Source organism: Acidovorax sp. SUPP2825 (assembly GCF_030158995.1).
Lineage (GTDB): Bacteria > Pseudomonadota > Gammaproteobacteria > Burkholderiales > Burkholderiaceae_C > Paracidovorax.
Genome location: NZ_BQXK01000003.1, coordinates 1 through 21,715 on the forward strand (window position 1 = coordinate 1; position 21,715 = coordinate 21,715).

Genomic DNA, 21,715 nt, shown 5'->3' on the forward strand with positions numbered 1-21,715 from the left:
CTCTTGTGTTGGCGCGAGGCCTCAGCGAACAGGTCGAACTTCAGGGCGCTACGGGGAGTGATCATGGCAAAGGATGGAGCACGCGTTCTCGATCAACAAGGGACCGGATGGGTTTTGAGAGGTTCCCATAGGTAGGCGATGCCGCCAACCGTCAGTAACCTCAGCATCCAAACCACCGCCCTGGTGCCACCGGCTGGAATGCCATGTTCAACCAACCATATTGCTGCCCCATGCTCTTTGCGGGCATAGCTGCGCCAGGCATGAGACACACCTCTGCCCAGCCGGTAGGTCCATCCAAAAGTGTGTGACTGCGTGGTCATGGTCATCCTCCTTCGCCGTCCGAACCGTCAGCTTCCCCACGGATTGATCACCTGGATGCCACAGTCCAGGAAGTCCTTGACGTTGCGTGTCGCCAAACTGGCTCCCCGCGATTTTGTGATTGCCGCGATCATGGCGTCAAACTGGCTGATAGGCCTTCCTGCCGCTTTGCGTGATGCGGAGATTTCCGCATAGGCATCAGCGGCATCGTCGTCGAAGCCGAGGATCTGACCAGCCATGTCCGTGACGAAAATTCCTTTGACGGCCTCCATCAATGCCGTCTTTCGTTGCCCATTCGGCAATACATGCACACCATAGAGTAGTTCTGCGCGCGATATGGTGGTCGTGAACAGTGCAGAGCGGCGCTGCCGGTCGAGCCAGGCCATAGGCACATCTTCCGGAGCCGCCCGCAGAGTCTCCGACAGGACGTTGGTATCGAGAACGATCATGCGCCGAACTCTGGCGGCACGCGGATGGCTTCACGTGCTGGCAATTCTATTTCCACACCTCCGAGACCCTCCACACGTGCCCTGATGGCCTGCACCAGAGAAGGCGCGCGTTCCGGCTCCTTGGACAGAGCGGCACGCAGGATGTCCCGGGCTTCTTCCTCCATGGAGCGGCCATGGATGGCGGCCTGGATACGGAGCCGTCCCTTGAGCTGCTCATCAATGTTCCGAATGGTCATCGTTGTCATCATTGCATCACCTCGTTAGTCAATGACTGCAATTTAGTCGTTGATTGAAATGAACGCAACCGGCTGACGTGTTCGAGACCAGTTCGTGGGTTGACTGCACGCCGCTTTCTTCAAAGATTTGCACGGGACGACGCGATATACCAAAAGGATGAGGGCAAAAGGCAAGGGAATGGGGCCGAAGGGGAATGGCCCTACCTGCAAAAGGAAAAGGCCCATCCGCCACCCCGAACTCCAGGGATCGCATGTTCGCGCTGTTCCAACGAAAAAGCCCTCCTTCACCCGCGCAGGCCCCGCACCAGGACGCTGCGCCAAAAGGAAATGGGCTGACCCGCCCCGAGCCCGCCGCGTCGCTGCTCGCCACCCCGCGCCGGCAAAAGCTGCTGGAACACATCTGGCAGCGCACCTCACTCTCACGCAAGCAGTTCGCCACGCTGTACCAGGACCCCCTGGAGCGCTATGCCGAGCTGGTCCAGCAGTTCCCCGCGTCGGAAAGCCATCACCACGCGTACCCCGGCGGCATGCTCGATCATGGCCTGGAGATCGTCGCCTACGCGCTCAAGCTGCGGCAATCGCACCTGATGCCAGCGGGTGCGACACCCGAGGACCAGGCAGCACAAGCCGAAGCCTGGACGGCCGCCACCGCCTACGCGGCCCTGCTGCATGACATCGGCAAGATCGCCGTCGATCTGGACGTCGAGCATGCGGACGGCAGCGCCTGGCATCCCTGGCATGGTCCGTTGCGCAAACCCTTCCGCTTCCGGTATCGCAAGGACCGGGAATACCGACTGCACACCGCCGCGGCGGGCCTGCTCTATCGCCAGCTGCTGGACCGCGAAATCCTTGACTGGCTCAGCGGATATCCGACCCTCTGGGCCGCGCTGCTGTATGTGCTGGCAGGCCAGTACGAGCATGCCGGTGTGCTGGGGGAAATCGTGACGCAGGCCGATCGCGCTTCGGTCGCCCAAGAGCTTGGCGGCGATCCCGGCAAGGCGATGGCCGCACCCAAACACGCGCTGCAGCGCAAGCTGCTGGACGGCTTGCGTTACCTGCTCAAGGAAGAGCTCCGGCTGAACCAGCCCCAGGCTTCGGACGGGTGGCTGACGCAGGAGGCGTTATGGCTGGTCAGCAAAACCGTGTCGGACAAGCTGCGCGCGCACTTGCTGTCGCAGGGCATCGATGGCATTCCGGCCAACAACACCGCCGTCTTCAACGTCCTCCAGGACCACGGCATGCTGCAGCCCACCGCGGATGGCAAAGCCATCTGGAAAGCGACGGTGACCAGCGACGCGGGGTGGTCCCATGCCTTCACGCTCCTGCGGCTTGCGCCGGCACTGATCTGGGAGGGTCACGAACGACCCGAGCCGTTCGCGGGCTCGGTGGAGGTGGTGCTGGACGAAGCGGCAGCGTGCCAGGAAACGCCCGCCGCAGAGCCGGAAAACTCGCACGCCGTTCCCGTCTCCGGTCCATCGCCATCAATTGCTGCAGCGTCACCCCTGACGAAAGTCCCGCCTGTGCTGCCAACCCCAGGCGACGGCGTGGATGCGCTTCTGGCCTTGATGGAAACCCCGGTAATCGAACCCGCTGCAACCGAGGCGGCGAGGGCACTGTCGCAACCGACCCCAAGGAACCCGCCCACGGACAGCAGCCCCGAGCCGTCACGCACCCCAGGAACAGCCGACCAGGCACCATCGGGCGAGGACTTCATGGGCTGGCTGCGTCGGCACATCGAGCGACGCACGCTCATCATTAATGATGCCAAGGCCCTGGTGCACACGGTCGCTGGCACCGCTTACCTGGTCAGCCCGGGCGTTTTCCAGCGCTATGCGCAAGAGCACCCGCACGTCGCAGTCCTGGCCAAGCAGGACCAGGTGGCCGATTGGCTGTGGGTGCAAAAGCGCTTCGAGAAACTGCAGCTCCATCGCAAGCAGGACAGCGGCCTGAACATCTGGACTTGCGAGGTCACGGGGCCACGCAAGTCCCGGCGCTTGCATGGCTACCTGCTGACGGACCCGAAGCGGTTGTTCGAGGACATGCCGCCCGACAACCCCTATCTGTCCAATCCTGTGAGCGAAGCGGTGCCGGATGGCACCGCCCGCAAGGAATTGGCGGGAAAGTCCGTCACCTAAGCCGACCATTGCGCGTTGGGCGCTTTCTCCTTCAAAGTGAAGCACACGGCCATGACTGCTTCATGGAAGTTTTGCGGTGTCACGGCCTGAACGGGTGCCAGCCCATCCAACAGGTCGTGCGGCTGTGAAAGCACCCGGTAAATCTCCCAGGGGTCGGCATCACCGGCATGCTTGAGAGCCGCCTGGATGAGCCTGTGTTTGAGCGGATCGAAATGCCAGTCGGGAACCCGCTGGCCCAGGTTGCCCATGCTCAACGCGAGGATCTTCTTGTTGCTGATTTCGTAGCTGATCCAGCGGCGGGACTTGCCCGCCATTTTGGCGAACTCCGCAGCGGACAGGACATGCGGCGCATTGAAGATGTCCACCATCTCGTTGCGCTGGCGCTGGGCGTCGGACAACGCGGACTGCTCCCTCGGGCCCGCGATGGCCGACAAGCGGCGCACCGTGTCCGGCACGGTTGGCGCAGTCTGAGGCGTACTGCTCACCAGCCGTACCGGCGTTGGTGCGATCACCACGCGCGCATCGTGGTGCGAGCGTTCATGCAGAACGTCCGGGACGCCCTCCAGATGCAGGGTCAGGCGCATGCTGCCGGCCTCGACCTGATGCTGCTCGAACAGATCGAGCCGGTCCGCCCAGTCCTGCATCATGTGCCGACGTTGCTCCACATATTCCGCATGGTTGTAGGCGGCGCTCACCTGATCCGGGTCGGTGTGGGAAAGCTGGGCATCGATCCAGACCTTCGGGTAACCGATTTCGTGCAGTGCGGTGGACATGGTTCCCCGGATACCGTGGCCGGTCAGTTGGTCGGTGTAGCCCATGCGCTTGAGTGCGGCATTCAGCGTGTTTTCGCTGATGCGTTTTTTCAGGTCGCTGTAGTGGCAGAACAGGTACTTTTGCGCGGGCTTGAACTTCGCCAGCATGTGCCGGACGATCTCCATGGCTTGGACGGACAACGGCACGATGTAAGGGGGAATGTCGGCGGGACGCTTGCCCTCCTTGCGCATCTCCAACTGCAATTGCTTCACGACCTCGGGTGGGATGATCCACAGGCCCTGATCGAGGTGAAACTGGTCCGGGGTCGCCAAGCGCAACTCCCCCGTCCGCACCCCGGTCAGCATCAGCAATCGCAGTCCGAGCTGGGTTTGCAGTTTGCCGTGGTATCTGCGCAGACGCTGCAGCATCGCGGGCAACTCGGCCATGCGCAGGAACGGGTTATGGCGAACCGGAGGCTGCGGCATGGCCACGACATCCAGATCGAACGCCGGGTTCTGTTGCAGTCCGGGCACGACGATCAGGGCGTAGCGAAACAACTGGCGCAGCCATGTGCGCACTTTCTCGGCGACGCTCAGGGCCTTTCGCCGCTCGATCTTGGCAACGACCTCCAACAGGTCAGGCCGCTGGATTTCGTAGATGGGCGTTTTTCCGAGGGTGGGCAGAACATCGTTGTCGAAAACCCGTTTGATCTGCGAGATCGTCGTTTGACGGCCTTCCTTGAGGCTCAGAGAACGGTGGATGACCCACTTGTCGAAGACAGCCTTGAAGGTGTTCTCGTCCGCCAGGCGCACGGCCTGCCGCTTTTGCTTTCGATCCGAGCGGGGATTGATCCCCTTGGCCAGCAGGGCACGGGCTCCGTCGCGCAATGCACGGGCTTCTCGCAGCCCCACTTCCGGGTAGGTTCCGAGCGACATGCGTTTTTGCTTGCCGACCCAGTAGTAACGGTAGTGCCATGCCTTGCCCCCGGTCGGAGAGACTGCAAGGCAAAGCCCGTCGATATCGCTGAGTGTGTAGGGTTTGCCGTTCGGCTTTGCGTTGCGGACGGCCATATCCGAGAGTGCCATGCTATCTCCTGAGCTTCGCGTCAGGGCTACATGCTTGTCTCTTTGGCCTCGCTCCTCCAGCAACAATCCGGTCTGCGCCGCGTCCGTATTGATGGACTTAAAAGTCCTGGATGCAGGCGGAATTCAATGGACGTCACTGGAATGAAAAAAGGGGCAAAAGCCCCTGTTTTCAACGACTTACAGACGTCAGTGGAAGTCTGTAGATCATAAATTGGAGCGGGAAAAGAGTCTCGAACTCTCGACCTCAACCTTGGCAAGGTTGCGCTCTACCAACTGAGCTATTCCCGCATGTCACTGGATTGATTTACACCAACCTAGCAAGACTCAAATTATAGCACCAATTTTAACCACTCAACCAGAACAACCGAATGTTCTTGTTCCGTGCATCAAAACCGCTTTCGCGATCAGTGCTGGAGGCGCGGGCCGGAGTCGAACCGACCTACACGGATTTGCAATCCGGTGCATAACCGCTTTGCTACCGCGCCAAACCTGCTTCCCTTGGCAAAAAGGGGAAGCTGTGCTTCCCCTTTTGGAAATTGGAGCGGGAAAAGAGTCTCGAACTCTCGACCTCAACCTTGGCAAGGTTGCGCTCTACCAACTGAGCTATTCCCGCATTTACCGAAGCCTCACATTGTACGATGTTTGCATCGATGAGATGAATTGTAGCGCAATTTTTGGAGGCTTTCGACAAATTTCCATCAATGCTTCACAGAGCCTGCAGTGGTAGAGGTTTTTTCCTCTGGCGCAGGCACTGCGGCAGCGATTTCCTCATCGGTGAGCGCGATCGGTTTGCGCTCGAGCGCCACTTCCAGCACCTTGTCGATCCACTTCACCGGCACGATTTCCAGCCCGCTCTTCACGTTCTCGGGAATCTCCTGCAGGTCCTTGACGTTCTCTTCAGGGATCAAGACGGTCTTGATGCCACCGCGCAATGCAGCCAGCAATTTTTCCTTCAGCCCACCGATGGCAGTCACCTCGCCTCGCAAGGTGATTTCCCCGGTCATCGCCACATCGCCTCGCACGGGGATGCCGGTCAGCGCCGAAACGAAAGCGGTCGTCATGGCCGCGCCAGCGCTGGGCCCATCTTTAGGCGTCGCACCGTCGGGCACGTGGATGTGGATGTCGCGCTTTTCGAAGGCCTCGTCCTTGATGCCGAGCATGCGGGAGCGGCTGCGCACCACGGTTCGTGCCGCTTCCACCGATTCCTTCATGACATCGCCCAGCGAGCCGGTGCGCGTGATCACGCCCTTGCCGGGCATGGTGGCCGCTTCGATGGTGAGCAGATCGCCCCCCACTTCGGTCCATGCCAAGCCCACCACCTGCCCCACCTGGTTCTGCTGCTCCGCACGGCCATAGGTGTACTTGCGCACGCCAAGATAATCGGGGAGGTTGTCCGCGGTCACCACGACTTGCGGCGTCAGTTGCTTGAGCTGCAGTCCCTTGACGACCTTGCGGCAGATCTTGGACAACTCACGCTCCAGCGAACGCACCCCTGCTTCGCGCGTGTAGTAGCGAACCACGTCCCGCACCGCCGACTCGGTGACTTGCAGTTCCTCGTCTTTGACGCCGTTGTTGCCCATCTGCTTGGGCAGCAGGTACTTCATGGCGATGTTGGTTTTCTCGTCTTCGGTGTAGCCCGACAGGCGGATCACTTCCATCCGGTCCAGCAGCGCCGGCGGGATATTCATCGAATTGGAGGTGGCGACAAACATCACGTCGCTCAAATCGAAATCGACTTCGACGTAGTGGTCGCCGAACTTGTGGTTCTGCTCGGGATCGAGCACTTCCAGCAGGGCGCTCGAAGGGTCACCCCGGAAATCCGTACCCAGCTTGTCGATTTCGTCCAGCAGGAACAGCGGATTGCGCGTACCGACCTTGTTCAGGCTCTGCAGCACCTTGCCGGGCATGGCGCCGATATAGGTCCGGCGGTGACCGCGGATCTCCGCTTCGTCACGCATACCGCCCAACGCCATGCGCACGTATTTACGCCCGGTGGCCTTGGCAATCGACTGCCCCAGTGAGGTCTTGCCAACGCCGGGCGGCCCCACCAGGCACAGAATGGGGGCCTTGACCTTGTCCACGCGCTGCTGGACCGCGAGGTATTCCAGGATGCGGTCCTTGACCTTGTCGAGGCCGTAGTGGTCTTCATTGAGCACGCCTTCGGCATTGGCAAGGTCGTGTTTGATCTTGGTCTTTTTGCTCCACGGCAACCCGGTGAGCACTTCGATGTAGTTGCGCACCACCGTGGCTTCGGCCGACATGGGCGACATGAGCTTGAGCTTTTTGAGCTCGCTGTCCGCCTTCTTGCGCGCGTCAGCGGGCATCTTTGCGAGCTTGATCTTCTTTTCGATCTCCTCAATGTCCGCGCCTTCCTCGCCCTCGCCCAGTTCCTTCTGAATGGCCTTGACCTGCTCGTTCAGATAGAAATCGCGCTGGTTCTTCTCCATCTGGCGCTTCACGCGGCCACGGATCTTCTTGTCGACATTGAGGATGTCCACTTCGCGATCCAACTGCTCGAAAAGGTTTTCGAGGCGCAGCTTCACATCCGACAGGTCGAGCACGACCTGCTTGTTTTCCAGCTTGAGCGGCAGGTGGGCGGCAATGGTGTCCGCCAAACGCCCTGGATCATCGATAGCAGAGATCGAGGTGAGGATTTCCGGCGGGATCTTCTTGTTCAGCTTGACGTACTGATCGAACTGCTGCATCACGGCCCGGCGCAAGGCCTCGATCTCGCTGGGCTTGCTCTCATCCTCCTGCGCTTCGACGGGAGCCACGGTCGCGGTGAAATGGGTTTCGTTGTCCTGGATGGCGGAAACGAGTGCCCGCTGCTGCCCCTCGACCAGCACCTTGACGGTGCCATCGGGCAATTTCAGCATCTGCAGGATCGTGGAAACGCAACCCACGTCGAACATGTCCGAGACGAGGGGCTCGTCCTTGGCGGCGGTTTTCTGGGCGACCAGCATGATCCGCCGATCAGCGTCCATGGCCAGTTCCAGCGCCTTGATGCTCTTGGGGCGTCCCACGAACAGCGGGATCACCATGTGGGGGAAGACCACGACGTCGCGCAACGGCAGCAACGGCAGGTCGATGGGGGTGGCAGGCAGTGGGGTGTGTCCGGACATGGAAATCCTCATGAAGCTGCTTGGAATATGGTCCAACAGCGAGATTTTTCAACCCACCACGATCGCCGATGAAGCGAAGGCGATGGGTTGCAGGCGAAGAGGACTGCAGGCGGCTGCTGCGTTACCGGCGGGCCGCGCCTCAGGCTTTCTTGGCGGCCTCTCGGTACACGAGCAGGGGCGCCTTGTTTTCCTCGATGGTGGACTCGTCCACCACCACTTTTTCCACATTGGTGGCATTGGGCAGGTCGAACATGGTGCTGATCAGCGATTGCTCCAGAATCGACCGCAGGCCGCGCGCGCCGGTCTTGCGGGCGAGCGCCTTGCGGGCAATGGCCTTGAGCGCCGCAGGGCGGATCTCCAGGTCCACGCCCTCCATGGACAGCAGCTTGTTGTACTGCTTGACCAGTGCGTTCTTGGGCTCGGTCAGGATCTGCACCAGCGCATCCTCGCTAAGCTCGGCCAAGGCAGTCACCACGGGCATGCGGCCCACCAGTTCGGGAATGAGACCGAACTTGATCAGATCTTCCGGCTCGATCTCGGTGAACACCTCGGTCAGGGAGCGCTGCTTCTTGCTCTTGACCAACGCCCCAAAACCGATGCCCGAGGCCTCCGTGCGATTCTCGATCACCTTCTCCAGGCCCGCGAACGCGCCGCCGCAGATGAACAGGATGTTCGTCGTGTCGATCTGCAGGAAGTCCTGGTTGGGATGCTTGCGGCCACCCTGCGGAGGCACGCTAGCCATGGTTCCTTCGATGAGCTTGAGCAGCGCCTGCTGAACCCCTTCGCCCGACACGTCCCGCGTGATGGACGGGTTGTCCGACTTGCGGGAAATCTTGTCGATCTCGTCGATGTAGACGATGCCGCGCTGGGCCCGCTCCACCTCGTAATTGCAGCTTTGCAGGAGCTTCTGCACGATGTTCTCGACGTCTTCACCCACGTAACCGGCCTCGGTCAGGGTGGTGGCGTCCGCCATCACGAAAGGCACGTCCAGCATGCGGGCCAGCGTCTGGGCCAGCAGCGTCTTGCCCGAACCGGTGGGCCCGATCAGCAAAATGTTGCTCTTGGACAGTTCCACCTCGTCCTTGCCGGCCTTGTCCTTGTGGCGCAAACGCTTGTAGTGGTTGTATACGGCCACGGCCAGCGTGCGCTTGGCGAAGTCCTGGCCGATGACGTAGCTGTCCAGGTTCGCCTTGATCTCCGCGGGGGTGGGAAGGTCGCCGCGCGATTCGCGCGTGCCGTCGGCTGCTGGAAGCTCGTCCCGAATGATTTCATTGCACAGGTCGATGCACTCGTCGCAGATAAAAACCGACGGACCGGCGATCAGCTTCTTTACCTCGTGCTGGCTTTTGCCGCAGAAGGAGCAGTAAAGGGTTTTTTCGCTGGAAGAGCCTTTTTTCTCGGCCATGGGGGCAATGCCTCGTGTTGCGGAACGTTGTCGGGATGATAACGAAATAAAAAACGGCGTCTTCCCTGGGGAAAACGCCGCGTATTCCCTTGCGGAGCGATCAGGGGCGCTTGGCGATCACCTGATCGACCAGACCGTATTCCTTGGCTTCATCAGCCGTGAGGAAGTAGTCGCGCTCGGTGTCGTTCTTGACCTTGTCCAGGGGCTGTCCGGTGCGTTCCGCCAGGATGCGGTTCATCTGGTCCTTGGTACGCAGAATGTCGCGTGCGTGGATTTCGATGTCCGTCGCCTGGCCACGGGCCCCGCCCAGCACCTGGTGGATCATGATCTTGGAGTTCGGCAGGGAAAACCGCTTGCCCTTGGCTCCGGCGGCCAGCAGGAAGGCGCCCATGCTGGCGGCAAAGCCCACGCACATGGTCGACACATCGGGCTTGATGAACTGCATGGTGTCGTAGATCGCCATGCCGGCCGTGACGCTGCCGCCTGGGGAGTTGATGTAGAACGAGATGTCCTTGTCGGGGTTCTCGCTTTCGAGGAACAGCAACTGGGCCACCACGAGGTTGGCGGTCTGGTCATTGACCTCGCCCACCAAAAAAATAATGCGCTCTTTCAGCAGCCGCGAATAGATGTCGTAGGAGCGTTCGCCGCGCCCCGACTGCTCGATGACCATGGGGACCATGCCCAAGGCTTGTGTTTCCAGTGCACTCATGTTTTCTCCTGTCATGCGGATACTGTACCCAGAAATGAATTGGGGCTTGTGCACGCAAGCACAAGCCCCCGATGTCATCCAGCCGCCAGAAACCGCAATCGGGCGGTCCGGCGGCAGCAGCGCATCAGCCCTGGCCCATCAGTTCGTCGAAGGAAACGGACTTGTCCGTCACCTTGGCCTTGCCCATCACGAAGTCGGTCACGTTGTTTTCGATGACGACGGCCTCGACTTCGGCCAGACGCTGGCGGTCGCCGAAGTACCAGCGCACGACGTCTTCCGGCTTTTCGTAGCTGGCGGCCAGTTCGTCCACGTGGGCTTTCAGTTGCTCGGGCTTGGCGTGCAGTTCATTGGCGCGCACCAGTTCGGCCACCACGAGGCCCAGGCGCACGCGGCGCTCGGCCTGGGGACGGAACACGTCTTCCGGGATTTCGGCCTTGTCGGCGTCCTTGATGCCGCGTTGCTTCAGGTCGGCACGGGCGCCTTCCAGCAGGCGGGCGATCTCGGCCTGCACGCTGGCATTGGGCAGGTCCAACTCGGCCTTGGACACGAGGGCGTCCATCACGGCCTGCTTGTTGCGAGCCAGCAGGCGGAACTTGACTTCGCGCTCGAGGTTTTTCTTGATGTCGGCGCGCAGGCCGTCGACCGTGCCGTCGGCGATGCCGAGGGACTTGGCGAGCTGCTCGTTCACTTCGGGCAGGTGGGCGGCTTCGATCTTCTTCACGGTGACCATGAAGTCAGCCGTCTTGCCGGCCACGTCCTTGCCGTGGTAGTCCTCTGGGAAGGCCAACGGGAAGGTCTTGCTTTCGCCGGACTTCATGCCACGCACGGCGTCTTCGAATTCCTTGAGCATTTGGCCTTCGCCGACCAGGAACTGGAAGTCTTCGGCCTTGCCGCCGGAGAAGGTTTCGCCGTCGATCTTGCCTTCGAAGTCGACCGTCACGCGGTCGCCGTCTTCAGCGGCGGCGGCTTGCGCGCGCTGGGCGAAGCTGCGGCGCTGCTTGCGCAGGATGTCGATGGTCTTGTCGATGGCGGCGTCGGTCACTTCGGCGGACAGCTTTTCGACTTCGGCGCCGGCCAGATCGGCGATCTTGACTTCAGGGAACACTTCGAAAATGGCGTCGAAGGTGACCAGGCCTTCCGGAGCACCGTCTTTTTCTGTGATGCGGGGCTGGCCGGCCACGCGCAGGTTGGCTTCGTTGGCGGCCTGGGCGAACGCCTCGCCGACCTTGTCGTTCAGCACTTCGTACTGGACCGAGTAGCCATAGCGCTGGGCCACGACGTTCATCGGCACCTTGCCGGGACGGAAGCCGTCCATCTTCACGGTGCGGGCCAGGCGCTTGAGGCGCGAGTCGACCTCGGACTGGATCGCGGTGAGGGGCAAGCTCAGCGTGATCTTGCGCTCGAGCTTTTCAAGGGTTTCAACAGTAACGGCCATGGCTCTTCCTCTATGAATATGGGGACCGTGACGGCTGCTTTTGCAGCCGCACCGTGGTGCGCGGGGGGGGACTCGAACCCCCACACCATTGCTGGCGTCAGGACCTAAACCTGGTGCGTCTACCAATTTCGCCACCCGCGCAAACTTACAGACAAAACAGGCGACCGGCAGGGCCGGCCACCTGTGTGAAATTGGTCAACCTTCGATTTTACCTTGTCGGCGGACCGTCTCCGATCAGGCCGGCTTCGGCGCATGCGGATCGGGCTCTTTCACGCGGAACCAGGCCGCGTACATGGCCGGCAGCGCCAGCAGCGTGAGCACCGTCGCCACGATCAGGCCGCCCATGATGGCCACGGCCATCGGGCCCCAGAACACGCTGCGCGACAGCGGGATCATGGCCAGCACCGCGGCGGCGGCCGTGAGCACGATGGGGCGCAACCGGCGCACGGCCGACTCCACGATGGCGTCCCACGCGGGCACGCCCCGCGCGCGGTCCTGCTCGATCTGGTCGATCAGGATGACGGAGTTGCGCTGGATCATGCCCATGAGCGCGATCACCCCCAGCAGCGCCACGAACCCGAACGGCCGGCCCAGCAACAGCAGCGCCCCCGCCACCCCGGCGATGCCCAGCGGGCCGGTGAGGAACACCAGCACCGCGCGGCTGAAGCTGTGCAGTTGGAGCATGAGCAGGGTGAACGTGATGAACAGCATGATCGGCACGCCTGCGGCGATGGAGGCCGAGCCCTTGGAGCTTTCCTCCACGGCACCCGCCACCTCGATGCGGTAGCCGCCCTGGCCGGCCGCATGCCACTTCGCCTCCAGCTGCCGCAGGCCGGGCACCAGCGCTTCGGTGACGGTTGCGCCCTGCAGGCCTTCGATGACGTCGCCCTGCACGGTGATGGCGTAGTCGCGGTTCTCGCGCCACATCACGCCCGGCTCCCAGGTGAAGACCGGCCGCGCGATCTGCGTGAGCGGAATCGATTTGCCCGAGGCCGTGGGCAGGTAGGCATTGGCCACGTCGGTGATGGCCTTGCGTTCGTCCGGCGGCTGGCGGAACACGATGTCGATGAGCTTGTCGCCCTCGCGGTACTGGCCCACGGTCGTGCCGGTGAAGACGGTGCGCGCGGCCTGGGCGATGGACTGGCTGGTCACGCCCAGGGCGCGGGCCTTGTCCTGGTCGACTTCCAAGCGCATGACCTTGACGGATTCGTTCCAGTTGTCGTTCACGCCGCGCATCTGCGGGTGGTCGCGCAGGATGGCCTTGACCTCGTCGGCCCGGGCGCGCAGCACGGCGGGATCGGTGCCCACCACGCGGAACTGCACCGGGTAAGGCACGGGTGGCCCGTTGGGCAGCAGCTTCACGCGCGCCCGCACCTCGGGAAACTCGCGCGCCATGATCTCGGGCAACCCGACGCGCAGCGACTCGCGCACGTGCAGGTCCTGCGGGATCACGATGAACTGCGACACGTTGGTCTGCGGGAAGACCTGGTCCAGCGGCAGATAAAAGCGCGGCACGCCCGAGCCCACCCACACGCTGACGGTGGACACCCCCGCCTCGGCCCGCAGGCGCTGCTCGACGCGGCGCGTGGCCTCTTCGTTGGCTTCGAACGAGGTGCCTTCCGGGAACCAGATGTCCATCAGGATTTCAGGGCGGCTCGAATCCGGGAAGAACTGCTGCTGCACGCGGCCCATGCCGACGATGCCGAGCGCGAAGGTGGCCACCGTGAGCCCGATGGTGATCCAGCGGTAGCGCACGCACCAGTCCACGCAGCGGCGAAAGACGTTGTAGAACCCGCTGTCGAACGCCTCGTGCGGCTGGCCGTCCGGGCCGGTGTGCACGTGCGGCGGCTTCTTGAGCAGCAGCGTGCCCAGGTACGGCACGAAGTACACCGAAACCAGCCACGACAGCACCAGCGCGATCACCGTGACCGCGAAGATGGCGAAGGTGTATTCCCCCGTCACCGACTTGGCGATGCCGATCGGCAGGAAGCCCGCTGCCGTGATCAGCGTGCCGGTCAGCATCGGCATGGCGGTGATCTCGTAGGCGAAGGTGGCCGCGCGCACCTTGTCGTAGCCCTCCTCCATCTTGCGCACCATCATCTCGACGGCAATGATGGCGTCGTCCACCAGCAGGCCCAGCGCGATGATGAGCGAGCCCAGCGAGATCTTGTGCAGCCCGATGTTCCAGTACCACATGGCCAGGAACGTGACGGCCAGCACCAGCGGAATGGTGATGCCCACCACCAGGCCCGGGCGGATGTCCAGCGTCCAGCGCTTCCACAGCGGATGGTGGCCCGGGCGCTTGTGCAGACCCAGCGCCAGGAAGCTCACGGCCAGCACGATCACCACGGCTTCGATCAGCACCTTCACGAACTCGTTGACCGACGAGGACACCGACTTGGGCTGGTCCTGCACGTTCACGAACCGCACGCCGGCCGGCAGGGTCTTTTCGATCTTCTGCGTGGCGGTCTTCAGGGCCTCGCCCAGGCGGATGATGTCGCCGCCCTTGGCCATCGACACGCCGAGCGCGATCACTTCTTGGCCCTGGTGGCGCACCTTCACGGCCGGCGGCTCCACGTAGCCGCGGTGGATGTCGGCGATGTCGCCCAGGCGCAGCTGCGCGCCCGAGGCGCCGCGGATCGGCATGGCGCGCAGGTCTTCGACCGCACCGAACTGACCGGCCACGCGCACCTGGACCTGGTCCTGCGGCGTCTGGATGATGCCGCCGCTTTCCACCGCGTTCTGCTGGCCCAGCTGCGACAGCACCTGGTTCATGTCCAGGCCCAGCTGCGCGAGGCGCTTTTGCGAGATTTCGATGTAGAGCTTTTCGTCCTGCACGCCGAATTGCTCGACCTTGGCCACGTCGGGCACGCGCAGCAGCTGCTGGCGCACGTCGTCGGCGAAGGTCTTCATCTCGGCGTAGCTGAAGCCCTCGGACTCCAGCGCGTAGATCACGCCGTAGACGTCGCCGAAGTCATCGTTGAAGAACGGCCCCTGCACGCCCTGCGGCAGGGTGGCGCGCATGTCGCCGATCTTCTTGCGGACCGTGTACCAGACGTTGGGCACGTCGCCGGACTTGGACGAGTCCTTGATGTTGAAGATGATCTGCGACTCGCCGGGCTTGGAGTAGCTGCGGATCTTGTCGGCGTAAGGCACCTCCTGCAGCGTGCGTTCGAGCTTGTCGGTGACCTGCTCGGCCACCTGCTGCGCCGTGGCGCCGGGCCAGTAGGTGCGCACCACCATCGCGCGGAAGGTGAACGGCGGGTCCTCGTCCTGCCCGAGCTGGAAGTAGGCGCCAAAGCCCATCAGCATCAGCACGATCATCAGGTAGCGGGTGAGCGCCGGATGGTCGAGTGCCCATTTGGAGAGGTTGAAGCCCTCTTTCGGCTGGATCTGCGTCATGGAGCGGCCTTCAGCGGGCGGACGATGCGGTCGCAGCGGGTGCCGGGCCGGAGGCCGCGGCACGGGCGGGGCTTGCCACGCCATTGACAGCCGTCTGCGCTGGACTGGATTGCGCTGCAGGCGTTTTGGGCTGGTACGGCACGACCTTCTGGCCGGGCGACAGCACGTGCACGCCCGTGGCCACCACCTGCATGCCCGGGGCCAGCCCCGAAGCCACCACGGCCTCGTTGCCGTCCGCGGTGGCGATCTGCACAGCTTGCGACCGCACGGTTCCGCTGGCGGCGTCGAAGACCCACACGGCCGTCTGCTGGCCGTCCTGGCGCAGCGCGCTGGTGGGCAGCTTGATGGCCTGCTGGCCGGCCTGGCCCAAGGCCTCGGGCGTGACGTACACGGTGGCGCCGAGCGGCGGTGCCTCGGCGCCTTCGATGGCCACCTTGATCTGGAAGGTGCGGGTGACGGCATCGGCGCTGGCCGCCACCTCGCGCACCCGGCCGGTCAAAGGCGCGCCGCCCGACCACGACCGCACGGCCACCGGCTGGCCGGCCTTCACTCTTGCGACCTTGTCTTCCGGCACGACGAAGACCACGTCGCGCGGGCCGTCCTGGGCGATGCGCACCACCGGCGTGCCGGCGGACACCACCTGGCCCGGCTCGGCATCGATGCTGGTGACCACGCCCGACACGTCGGCCACCAGCCGCGTGTAGCCGGTCTGATTGCCTTGCGAGGCCAGTTGCGCACGCGCCTGGTCGAGCGAGGCCTCGGCGGCCTTGAGGGTGGAGGCGCGGCGCTCCAGCTCGGCGCCGCTGATGAAGTTCTGCGCCTTGAGCGCGGCGTAGCGCTGGTAGTCGGCGGCGGCCAGGTCCCGCTGCGTGGCGGCGGAGGCGACCTGCGCGCGCGACGCGTCGGCGGCCAGCTGGTAGTCGCGTGGGTCGAGCTGGGCCAGCACCTGGCCCGCCTTCACGCGCTGGCCCAGTTCGGCCTGGCGCTGCACGATCTTGCCCGCCACCCGAAAGCCCAGGCGCGATTCGATGCGCGCCCGCACTTCGCCGGCATATTCGAGCTGGGTGTTCAGCGGGGCGGCGCCCACGGTGAGCAGCTTGACCGAGCGCACCGGCTCGGGGGCGGGCTCGGGCTTGGAGCAGCCCACCCCGGCGAGGACGGCCGCGCCGACGGCCAGCCCCCCCATCGCGCGCTGCACCCAAGAAAATGCCCCGTGACGGGGCTGCGAGGGGAACGGCCGGGAAAGCCGCGGCGCGACAGAGGTGTTCATGCTGGTTCCGGGAAAGCGGTTCGTTTTAATGACTGACTGGTTAGTAATCTATGAGAAGCCCCGTCACCTTGTCAAGCGACAATCGCGCCGTGACGCCTCCCTCCTCCGATCCCCGCTCCCACACCGCACCGCCCGGCACCCCTCAGGCGCCGGCCGTGACGCACTACGAAAACTTTCCCGTGGCCTCGCTGCTGTGCCCGCCGCACCTGCGCCAGCCCATCGCGGCCATCTACGCCTTCGCGCGCGCCGCGGACGACCTGGCCGACGAAGGGGACACCGGCCCGGACGAGCGCCTGGCGGACCTGGCGGCCTATGGGGCCGAACTGCAGTCCATCGCTGCCGGCCACCCGCCCGGCGCGCGCTGGGCCGCCATCTTCGGCCCGCTGCAGGCCGTGCTGCGCAGCCATGCCCTGCCCGTGCCGCTGCTGGCCGACCTGCTGAGCGCGTTCACGCAGGACATCGCCCGCACGCGGGACGGCGCCGTGTACGCCGACCGGTCCGAACTGCTGGATTACTGCCGGCGCTCGGCCAATCCCGTCGGCCGGCTGCTGCTGCACCTCTACGGCGTGCACGATGCCGAATCGCTCGCGCGCAGCGACGCCATCTGCTCGGCGCTGCAGCTCATCAACTTCTGGCAGGACCTGAGCGTGGACATTCCGCGCGGGCGCCACTACCTCACCGACGCCGACTGCGCGGCACACGGCGTGGACCGCGCGGCCCTGTCCACGCTGCGCACCACGCCCGCCACGCGCGCGCTGGTCAACGACTGCGCGGCCTGGGCGCGCGGGCTGATGGGCCAAGGCGCGCCCCTGGTGCACCGCCTGCCCGGGCGCGCCGGCTGGGAGCTGCGCCTGGTGGTGCAGGGCGGGCTGCGCATCCTGGACAAGGTGGAGGCGCTCGACGGCGGCAGCCTGCACACCCGCCCGCGCCTGCGCCCGCTGGACTGGGCCCGCATGCTGGGCCGGGCCGTGGCGATGTAAGGCGAATTCATGCCCGGCAAGCGCGGCTTCAGTCGCGGCCCTGGAGGCCAAAATCCAGGCATCGAATCGGCCTTTAGCACAATGAGTACTAGGGCATGACGCTATATTTTTTGTAGCAATCGATTTTGATTGAGCCGGTAAGGGACAGGCCTCGCGCAAGGCCGCCCCGGGATAGCGAGCATGCCCGGCCCCCGCCAGCCGGTTAGCCTGCGCGCCCCACAGCCCTCGCATTGCCCGCCATGTCCGTCAGCGTTTTCGACCTGTTCAAGATCGGTATCGGCCCCTCCAGCTCCCACACCGTGGGCCCCATGATCGCGGCGCGGCAGTTCGCCGTCGCCCTGCGCGATTCCATGGGCCTGGCGCCCGTGCACCGCGTGGTGGTGGAGCTGTTCGGCTCGCTGGCCGCCACCGGCATCGGCCACGGCACCGACCGCGCCGTGCTCCTGGGCCTGGCCGGGTACGAGCCCGATCGCATCGACCCGGACCGGATCGGCCCCACGGTCGAGGCGATCCGCAAGGGCGGCCACATCGACCTGCTGGGCACGCACCGCATCGCGTTCATCGAAAAGGAGCACCTGCTGTTCCGGCGAAAGAGCCTGCCCTTCCACCCCAACGGCCTGAGCCTGCATGCCCATGGGGCGCAGGGCGAACTGCTGCTCACGCGCACCTACTACTCGGTGGGCGGCGGCTTCGTGGTGGACGAAGGCGGCCAGCGGGTGCTCAACAGCGTCGAGGCCCTGGACCAGGGCGCGGCAGGTTCAGGCACGGGCTTGCCCCACCCCTACCGCACCGCCGCCGAACTGCTGGCCCAATGCGCCGCCACCGGACAGGGCATCGCCGCCGTCACGCTGGCCAACGAAGGGCACTGGCACAGCCGCGCGCACGTGCGCCAGCGCCTGCTGCAGATCTGGCAGACCATGGCCGGCGCCGTGCAGCGCGGATGCGCCAGCCACGGCAGCCTGCCCGGCCCCATGCGGCTGCAGCGCCGCGCGGGCCAGCTGCACCAGACGCTGTCCGGCCGCGCCGAAGAGGCGCTGCGCGATCCGCTGTCGATGCTGGACTGGATCAACCTCTACGCCATGGCCATCAACGAGGAGAACGCGGCGGGCGGGCGCGTGGTCACCGCGCCCACCAACGGCGCGGCCGGCGTGATCCCGGCGGTGCTGCACTACTACGTGAAGTTCGTGCCCGGCGCCGACGAGGACGGCATCGCCGACTTCCTGCTCACGGCCGGCGCCATCGGCATCATCTACAAGGAAAACGCCTCGCTCTCGGGTGCCGAGGTGGGCTGCCAGGGCGAAGTGGGAGTGGCCTGCTCGATGGCGGCCGGCGCGCTGGCGGCGGTGATGGGCGGCACGCCCGCGCAGGTGGAGAACGCGGCCGAGATCGGCATGGAGCACAACCTGGGCATGACGTGCGACCCGGTGGGCGGGCTGGTGCAGATCCCCTGCATCGAGCGCAACGCGATGGGCGCGATCAAGGCCATCAACGCCGCGCGCATGGCCCTGCGCGGCAACGGCACGCACATGGTCTCGCTCGACCAAGTCATCAAGACCATGATGCAGACCGGTGCCGACATGAAGAGCAAATACAAGGAGACCTCGCGCGGCGGGCTGGCGGTGAACGTGGTCGAGTGCTGAGTGAGGGCGCCCAACCCGGGGCTGCGCCATCGCCGGTGTGGTGAATAAGACGCACCTGCACGCGGGGGCGCGGGCAGGCCCTGCCTTTTTTCGTTACACGCACATACACTTTGCGGTTTTCGCCCGTGCGGGCGCCGGCGCATCCGCCGCCTTCCTTCATCCGCCTTTTTCGCCTCCACCCATGCATTTCCTTTCTCGACTGCGCCCCTGGGCGCTCATGGCGGCCCTGGCCGCGTTCGGCAGCGCAGCCCCCGCCTGGGCGGAAGACACCCTGTCGCGCATCGCCAGCTCGGGCGAGCTGAAGCTGGGCCACCGCGAAAAGTCCTTGCCGTTTTCGTTCAAGGACGCCAACGGCGCGGTGAAGGGCTACACGGTGGACGTGTGCCTACAGATCTTCGACGAGATCAAGAAGGAACTCAAACGCCCCGACCTGCGCGTGCACTACCTGCTGGTGGACGGCAAGAACCGCATCAGCGACGTGAAGGACGGCGTGGTGGACCTGGAGTGCGGCGGCACCGCCAACACCGCCGCGCGGCAAAAGGAGATCGCGTTCAGCCACCACATCTTCGTGGCGACCTCGTCGTTCCTCGTGCGCAAGAGCTCGGGCATCAAGACGCTGGACGACCTGCAGGGCAAGAAGATCGCCGTGCAGGGCAAGACCACCAACGAAGGGCTGCTGCGCGCCAACGAGCGCACCTACAACCGCCACTTCAATTACGTGCTGGCCGACAGCACGATCGACGTGGTCGGCGCGCTGGTCAAGGGCGAGGCCGATGCCGCCTTCGCCGACGATGCGGGCATCTGGATTCCGCTCACCCGCCTGGGCAAGAACGTGGACGACTACCATTTCCTGGAAAAGCGCCTGTCACTGGAGCCCTACAGCATCGGGCTGCGCAAGGACGATCCCAAGTTCAAGGAACTGGTGGACCGCGTGACGCGCCGCATGATCCAGGGCGGCGAGATGGCCGCGCTGTACAAGAAGTGGTTCAGCGTGGAGCAGCAAGGCATGCTCCCAATGAGCATGTTCATGAAAGAGGCGCTGCGCCGGCCGAGCGACATGGGTGTGGAGCAGATCGCTTTTTAAATGCGGTGAAGCCAAGCCGCCGCCCGGTAGAGGGACGGCGGTGGCTGCCGGCTCCGTTCAGTTGCGGTATCCCTGGGCGATGGATTCCGCGTGATCGCGCAACTCCTGCTCTCTCTGGGCCGCCCTTTCTTCCGGGGTGGTCGGGATGGAATACAGCAGGCCATCCAGCCCCTGGCGCGCGAACGCCTGCTCGATGTCTTCGGCTGCGCCCTGCAGCCGGTCCAGCTTGCCGAACATTGCATCAAGGTCCATGCTGGCCATCTGGGTCAATGAAGCGTGCAGCTTCGGGTCGGCATAGCGCAGGCCCTTCATTTCATCGGTCTCGAGCAGTTGCTTGAGGTCCTCCTGGCTGTTCATGATGGCATGGCGCTGGTCGGACATTCCCTGGAACTCCCGAGCGGTCCGGAAGGTGCTCACCATCTGCTTGCCGCTGCGGGCCATGGTGCGCTTGAGGTCGTAGTCCATGCCCGTCTGATCGACCGCGGGGAAGTTGCCCGACATGCCGGCCAGCTTCTGCAGTTGCGCAAGGTTCTCGGACAGCACCTTGCTCGCCTGGTGCGCCACCGGAATGTTCATGCGCGCCATTTCATTGCGAAGGGCGTTGTGCTCACGGACCGCTGTTTTTTTCTGAGCGGACAGGGTCTCATACCTTGCGCTCAGCGCGTCGTACTCTTTGTCGGACATGGCGTCGGTCGCGTTGTCCAACGCCGTGTCCACCTGGTGATGCTCTTTGATCACGGCGTCCATGCGGGCCTTGGCCTCCAGGTATTGCGCCTTGACCTGCCGGGTTCCGCGGATGAACTTCAATTTGGGCTGGGCCGTATCGGCTTCCGAGGACTGGGGCCTGGTCCGCCCGAAACTCGCGGACGACGCGGCCTGCTGAGGCCTTGCAGCCTGGGCCGTGCTCATCGGACCCGTGGGGCTTGCAGGAGTCGTGGGACGCGACGGGCTCGCCGGGGTCGAGGGGCGTGACGGGCTCGAAGAGCCCGAGGAACTGGTGGAGCTCCAGGAACTGAGGGAGCTCGAAGAATTCGTGGAACCCCAGGAGCTCATGGAGCTGAGCGAACTCGATGAACCGGTGGGGCGCATCGACGTGCGGTGCACTCCCGGCTGGGATGCAGGTGCATTGCTGCGCCCATCGCCGAACATCTTCCAGCCCGCGGGCTCGGGCTGCTGTTTCCGCGGAGAAGGTGCGGCCGCCGTGGCGTGCTGGTAATTCGGGGTCTGCACGCGCTGCTGCTGTTGGCCAGCGAGGCCGGCCTGCTGGTTGGCCGGTCGGAACGACTGCAGGTTGGCCCGGGGCTGTTGCGACTGCGGGCCTTGTGGACGGGCTGCGGCTCCATTGGTACGCGAACTCAATTTGGAGAACACGGTGTCCTGCTGCGGCCGGGACTGCGCGGCACCCGATTGGGTCTTGGCCTGACCCGTCGTTTTCGACGCCACCTCCTTGACGAAGCGGTTACCCGCCGATAAGACCTTGGAAGCGAACTTGGAAGTGAGGGACATGGAAAAACCTTTCGAGGCGGTCGCTCGCCGTGCCTCGCATCGGGAAATCGCCGCTTGAAATGCACTGTAGGCAGGCCCTGTTCGAGCACGGCACTGCCACCCGAAAGCGCGAGCAGGAATGCGAAAGCACCCTCCCCTGGCCTGGCCGCAGGGCGGCCCCTGCCCCGAGCCAGCCCGGTTCGCCGC

Annotated in this window: 15 protein-coding genes and 4 tRNA genes; 4 read left to right on the plus strand and 15 right to left on the minus strand. The window is 64.4% G+C overall.

Going from position 1 to position 21,715, the window contains the following annotated elements; genetic code table 11:
- Nucleotides 1-92: 92 nt before the first annotated feature.
- Genes AVAK2825_RS04805 through AVAK2825_RS04815 form a run of 3 tightly spaced genes read right to left on the minus strand, consistent with a single transcriptional unit; the run spans nt 93 to nt 1,012 of the window.
- The gene (locus AVAK2825_RS04805; protein WP_284394763.1) at nt 93-320 is read right to left on the minus strand and encodes a DUF3742 family protein; all 228 of its coding nucleotides are present in this window, start codon (nt 318-320) and stop codon (nt 93-95) included.
- A gap of 27 nt (nt 321-347) precedes the next feature.
- Nucleotides 348-767 carry a type II toxin-antitoxin system VapC family toxin gene (locus AVAK2825_RS04810; protein WP_284394764.1) on the minus strand — a complete coding sequence of 140 codons (420 nt, stop codon included), beginning with the start codon at nt 765-767 and terminating at the stop codon, nt 348-350.
- Nucleotides 764-1,012, minus strand: coding sequence for a FitA-like ribbon-helix-helix domain-containing protein (locus AVAK2825_RS04815; protein ID WP_272548433.1), 249 nt, complete (start codon nt 1,010-1,012; stop codon nt 764-766). The genes AVAK2825_RS04810 and AVAK2825_RS04815 overlap by 4 nt, the downstream gene beginning before the upstream one ends.
- 242 nt (nt 1,013-1,254) lie before the next feature.
- On the opposite strand from AVAK2825_RS04815, the gene mobH reads away from it, so the two are divergent.
- On the plus strand, nt 1,255-3,138 hold the full coding sequence (mobH, locus tag AVAK2825_RS04820; protein WP_284394765.1) for a MobH family relaxase: 1,884 nt from the start codon (nt 1,255-1,257) through the stop codon (nt 3,136-3,138).
- Here mobH and AVAK2825_RS04825 read toward each other — a convergent pair.
- From AVAK2825_RS04825 to AVAK2825_RS04875, 11 genes are all read right to left on the minus strand, one after another.
- Nucleotides 3,135-4,976, minus strand: a complete 1,842-nt coding sequence (locus AVAK2825_RS04825) for a tyrosine-type recombinase/integrase (protein ID WP_284394766.1) — start codon at nt 4,974-4,976, stop codon at nt 3,135-3,137. The genes mobH and AVAK2825_RS04825 overlap by 4 nt on opposite strands.
- Nucleotides 4,977-5,188: 212 nt before the next feature.
- Nucleotides 5,189-5,264 (minus strand) — tRNA-Gly (locus tag AVAK2825_RS04830).
- A 123-nt stretch (nt 5,265-5,387) separates the two neighbouring features.
- Nucleotides 5,388-5,461, minus strand: a tRNA-Cys gene (locus AVAK2825_RS04835).
- 52 nt (nt 5,462-5,513) lie between these two features.
- Nucleotides 5,514-5,589: transfer RNA gene (locus tag AVAK2825_RS04840), tRNA-Gly, on the minus strand.
- Nucleotides 5,590-5,674: 85 nt separating this feature from the next.
- Nucleotides 5,675-8,098, minus strand: coding sequence for an endopeptidase La (gene lon / locus AVAK2825_RS04845; protein WP_284394767.1), 2,424 nt, complete (start codon nt 8,096-8,098; stop codon nt 5,675-5,677).
- Nucleotides 8,099-8,237: 139 nt separating this feature from the next.
- A complete protein-coding gene (gene clpX, locus AVAK2825_RS04850; protein ID WP_284394768.1) occupies nt 8,238-9,503 on the minus strand; it encodes an ATP-dependent Clp protease ATP-binding subunit ClpX in 1,266 nt (421 codons plus the stop codon).
- Nucleotides 9,504-9,603: 100 nt separating this feature from the next.
- Nucleotides 9,604-10,212 carry an ATP-dependent Clp endopeptidase proteolytic subunit ClpP gene (clpP, locus tag AVAK2825_RS04855; protein WP_092740460.1) on the minus strand — a complete coding sequence of 203 codons (609 nt, stop codon included), beginning with the start codon at nt 10,210-10,212 and terminating at the stop codon, nt 9,604-9,606.
- 124 nt (nt 10,213-10,336) lie between these two features.
- Nucleotides 10,337-11,647, minus strand: coding sequence for a trigger factor (tig, locus tag AVAK2825_RS04860; protein WP_284394769.1), 1,311 nt, complete (start codon nt 11,645-11,647; stop codon nt 10,337-10,339).
- Nucleotides 11,648-11,701: 54 nt separating this feature from the next.
- Nucleotides 11,702-11,788, minus strand: a tRNA-Leu gene (locus AVAK2825_RS04865).
- A 93-nt stretch (nt 11,789-11,881) separates the two neighbouring features.
- Entirely contained in the window at nt 11,882-15,049 is a 3,168-nt protein-coding gene (locus tag AVAK2825_RS04870; RefSeq protein WP_284394770.1) for an efflux RND transporter permease subunit, read from the minus strand.
- A gap of 10 nt (nt 15,050-15,059) precedes the next feature.
- Nucleotides 15,060-16,319: an efflux RND transporter periplasmic adaptor subunit gene (locus AVAK2825_RS04875; RefSeq protein ID WP_502870485.1), complete on the minus strand. Its 1,260-nt coding sequence runs from the start codon at nt 16,317-16,319 to the stop codon at nt 15,060-15,062.
- A gap of 50 nt (nt 16,320-16,369) precedes the next feature.
- Between AVAK2825_RS04875 and hpnC the strand changes: the two genes are divergently transcribed.
- From hpnC to AVAK2825_RS04890, 3 genes are all read left to right on the plus strand, one after another.
- Nucleotides 16,370-17,299 (plus strand): squalene synthase HpnC, encoded by a 930-nt coding sequence (gene hpnC, locus AVAK2825_RS04880; RefSeq protein ID WP_284394771.1) that lies wholly within the window; start codon nt 16,370-16,372, stop codon nt 17,297-17,299.
- A gap of 239 nt (nt 17,300-17,538) precedes the next feature.
- Nucleotides 17,539-18,939, plus strand: coding sequence for an L-serine ammonia-lyase (locus AVAK2825_RS04885; protein WP_284394772.1), 1,401 nt, complete (start codon nt 17,539-17,541; stop codon nt 18,937-18,939).
- A 181-nt stretch (nt 18,940-19,120) separates the two neighbouring features.
- On the plus strand, nt 19,121-20,023 hold the full coding sequence (locus AVAK2825_RS04890; protein ID WP_284394773.1) for an amino acid ABC transporter substrate-binding protein: 903 nt from the start codon (nt 19,121-19,123) through the stop codon (nt 20,021-20,023).
- Between the two features lie 57 nt (nt 20,024-20,080).
- Here AVAK2825_RS04890 and AVAK2825_RS04895 read toward each other — a convergent pair whose 3' ends face one another.
- Complete coding sequence (locus tag AVAK2825_RS04895; protein WP_284394774.1) at nt 20,081-21,529, minus strand: hypothetical protein; 1,449 nt, start codon at nt 21,527-21,529, stop codon at nt 20,081-20,083.
- Between the last annotated feature and the right edge of the window lie 186 nt (nt 21,530-21,715).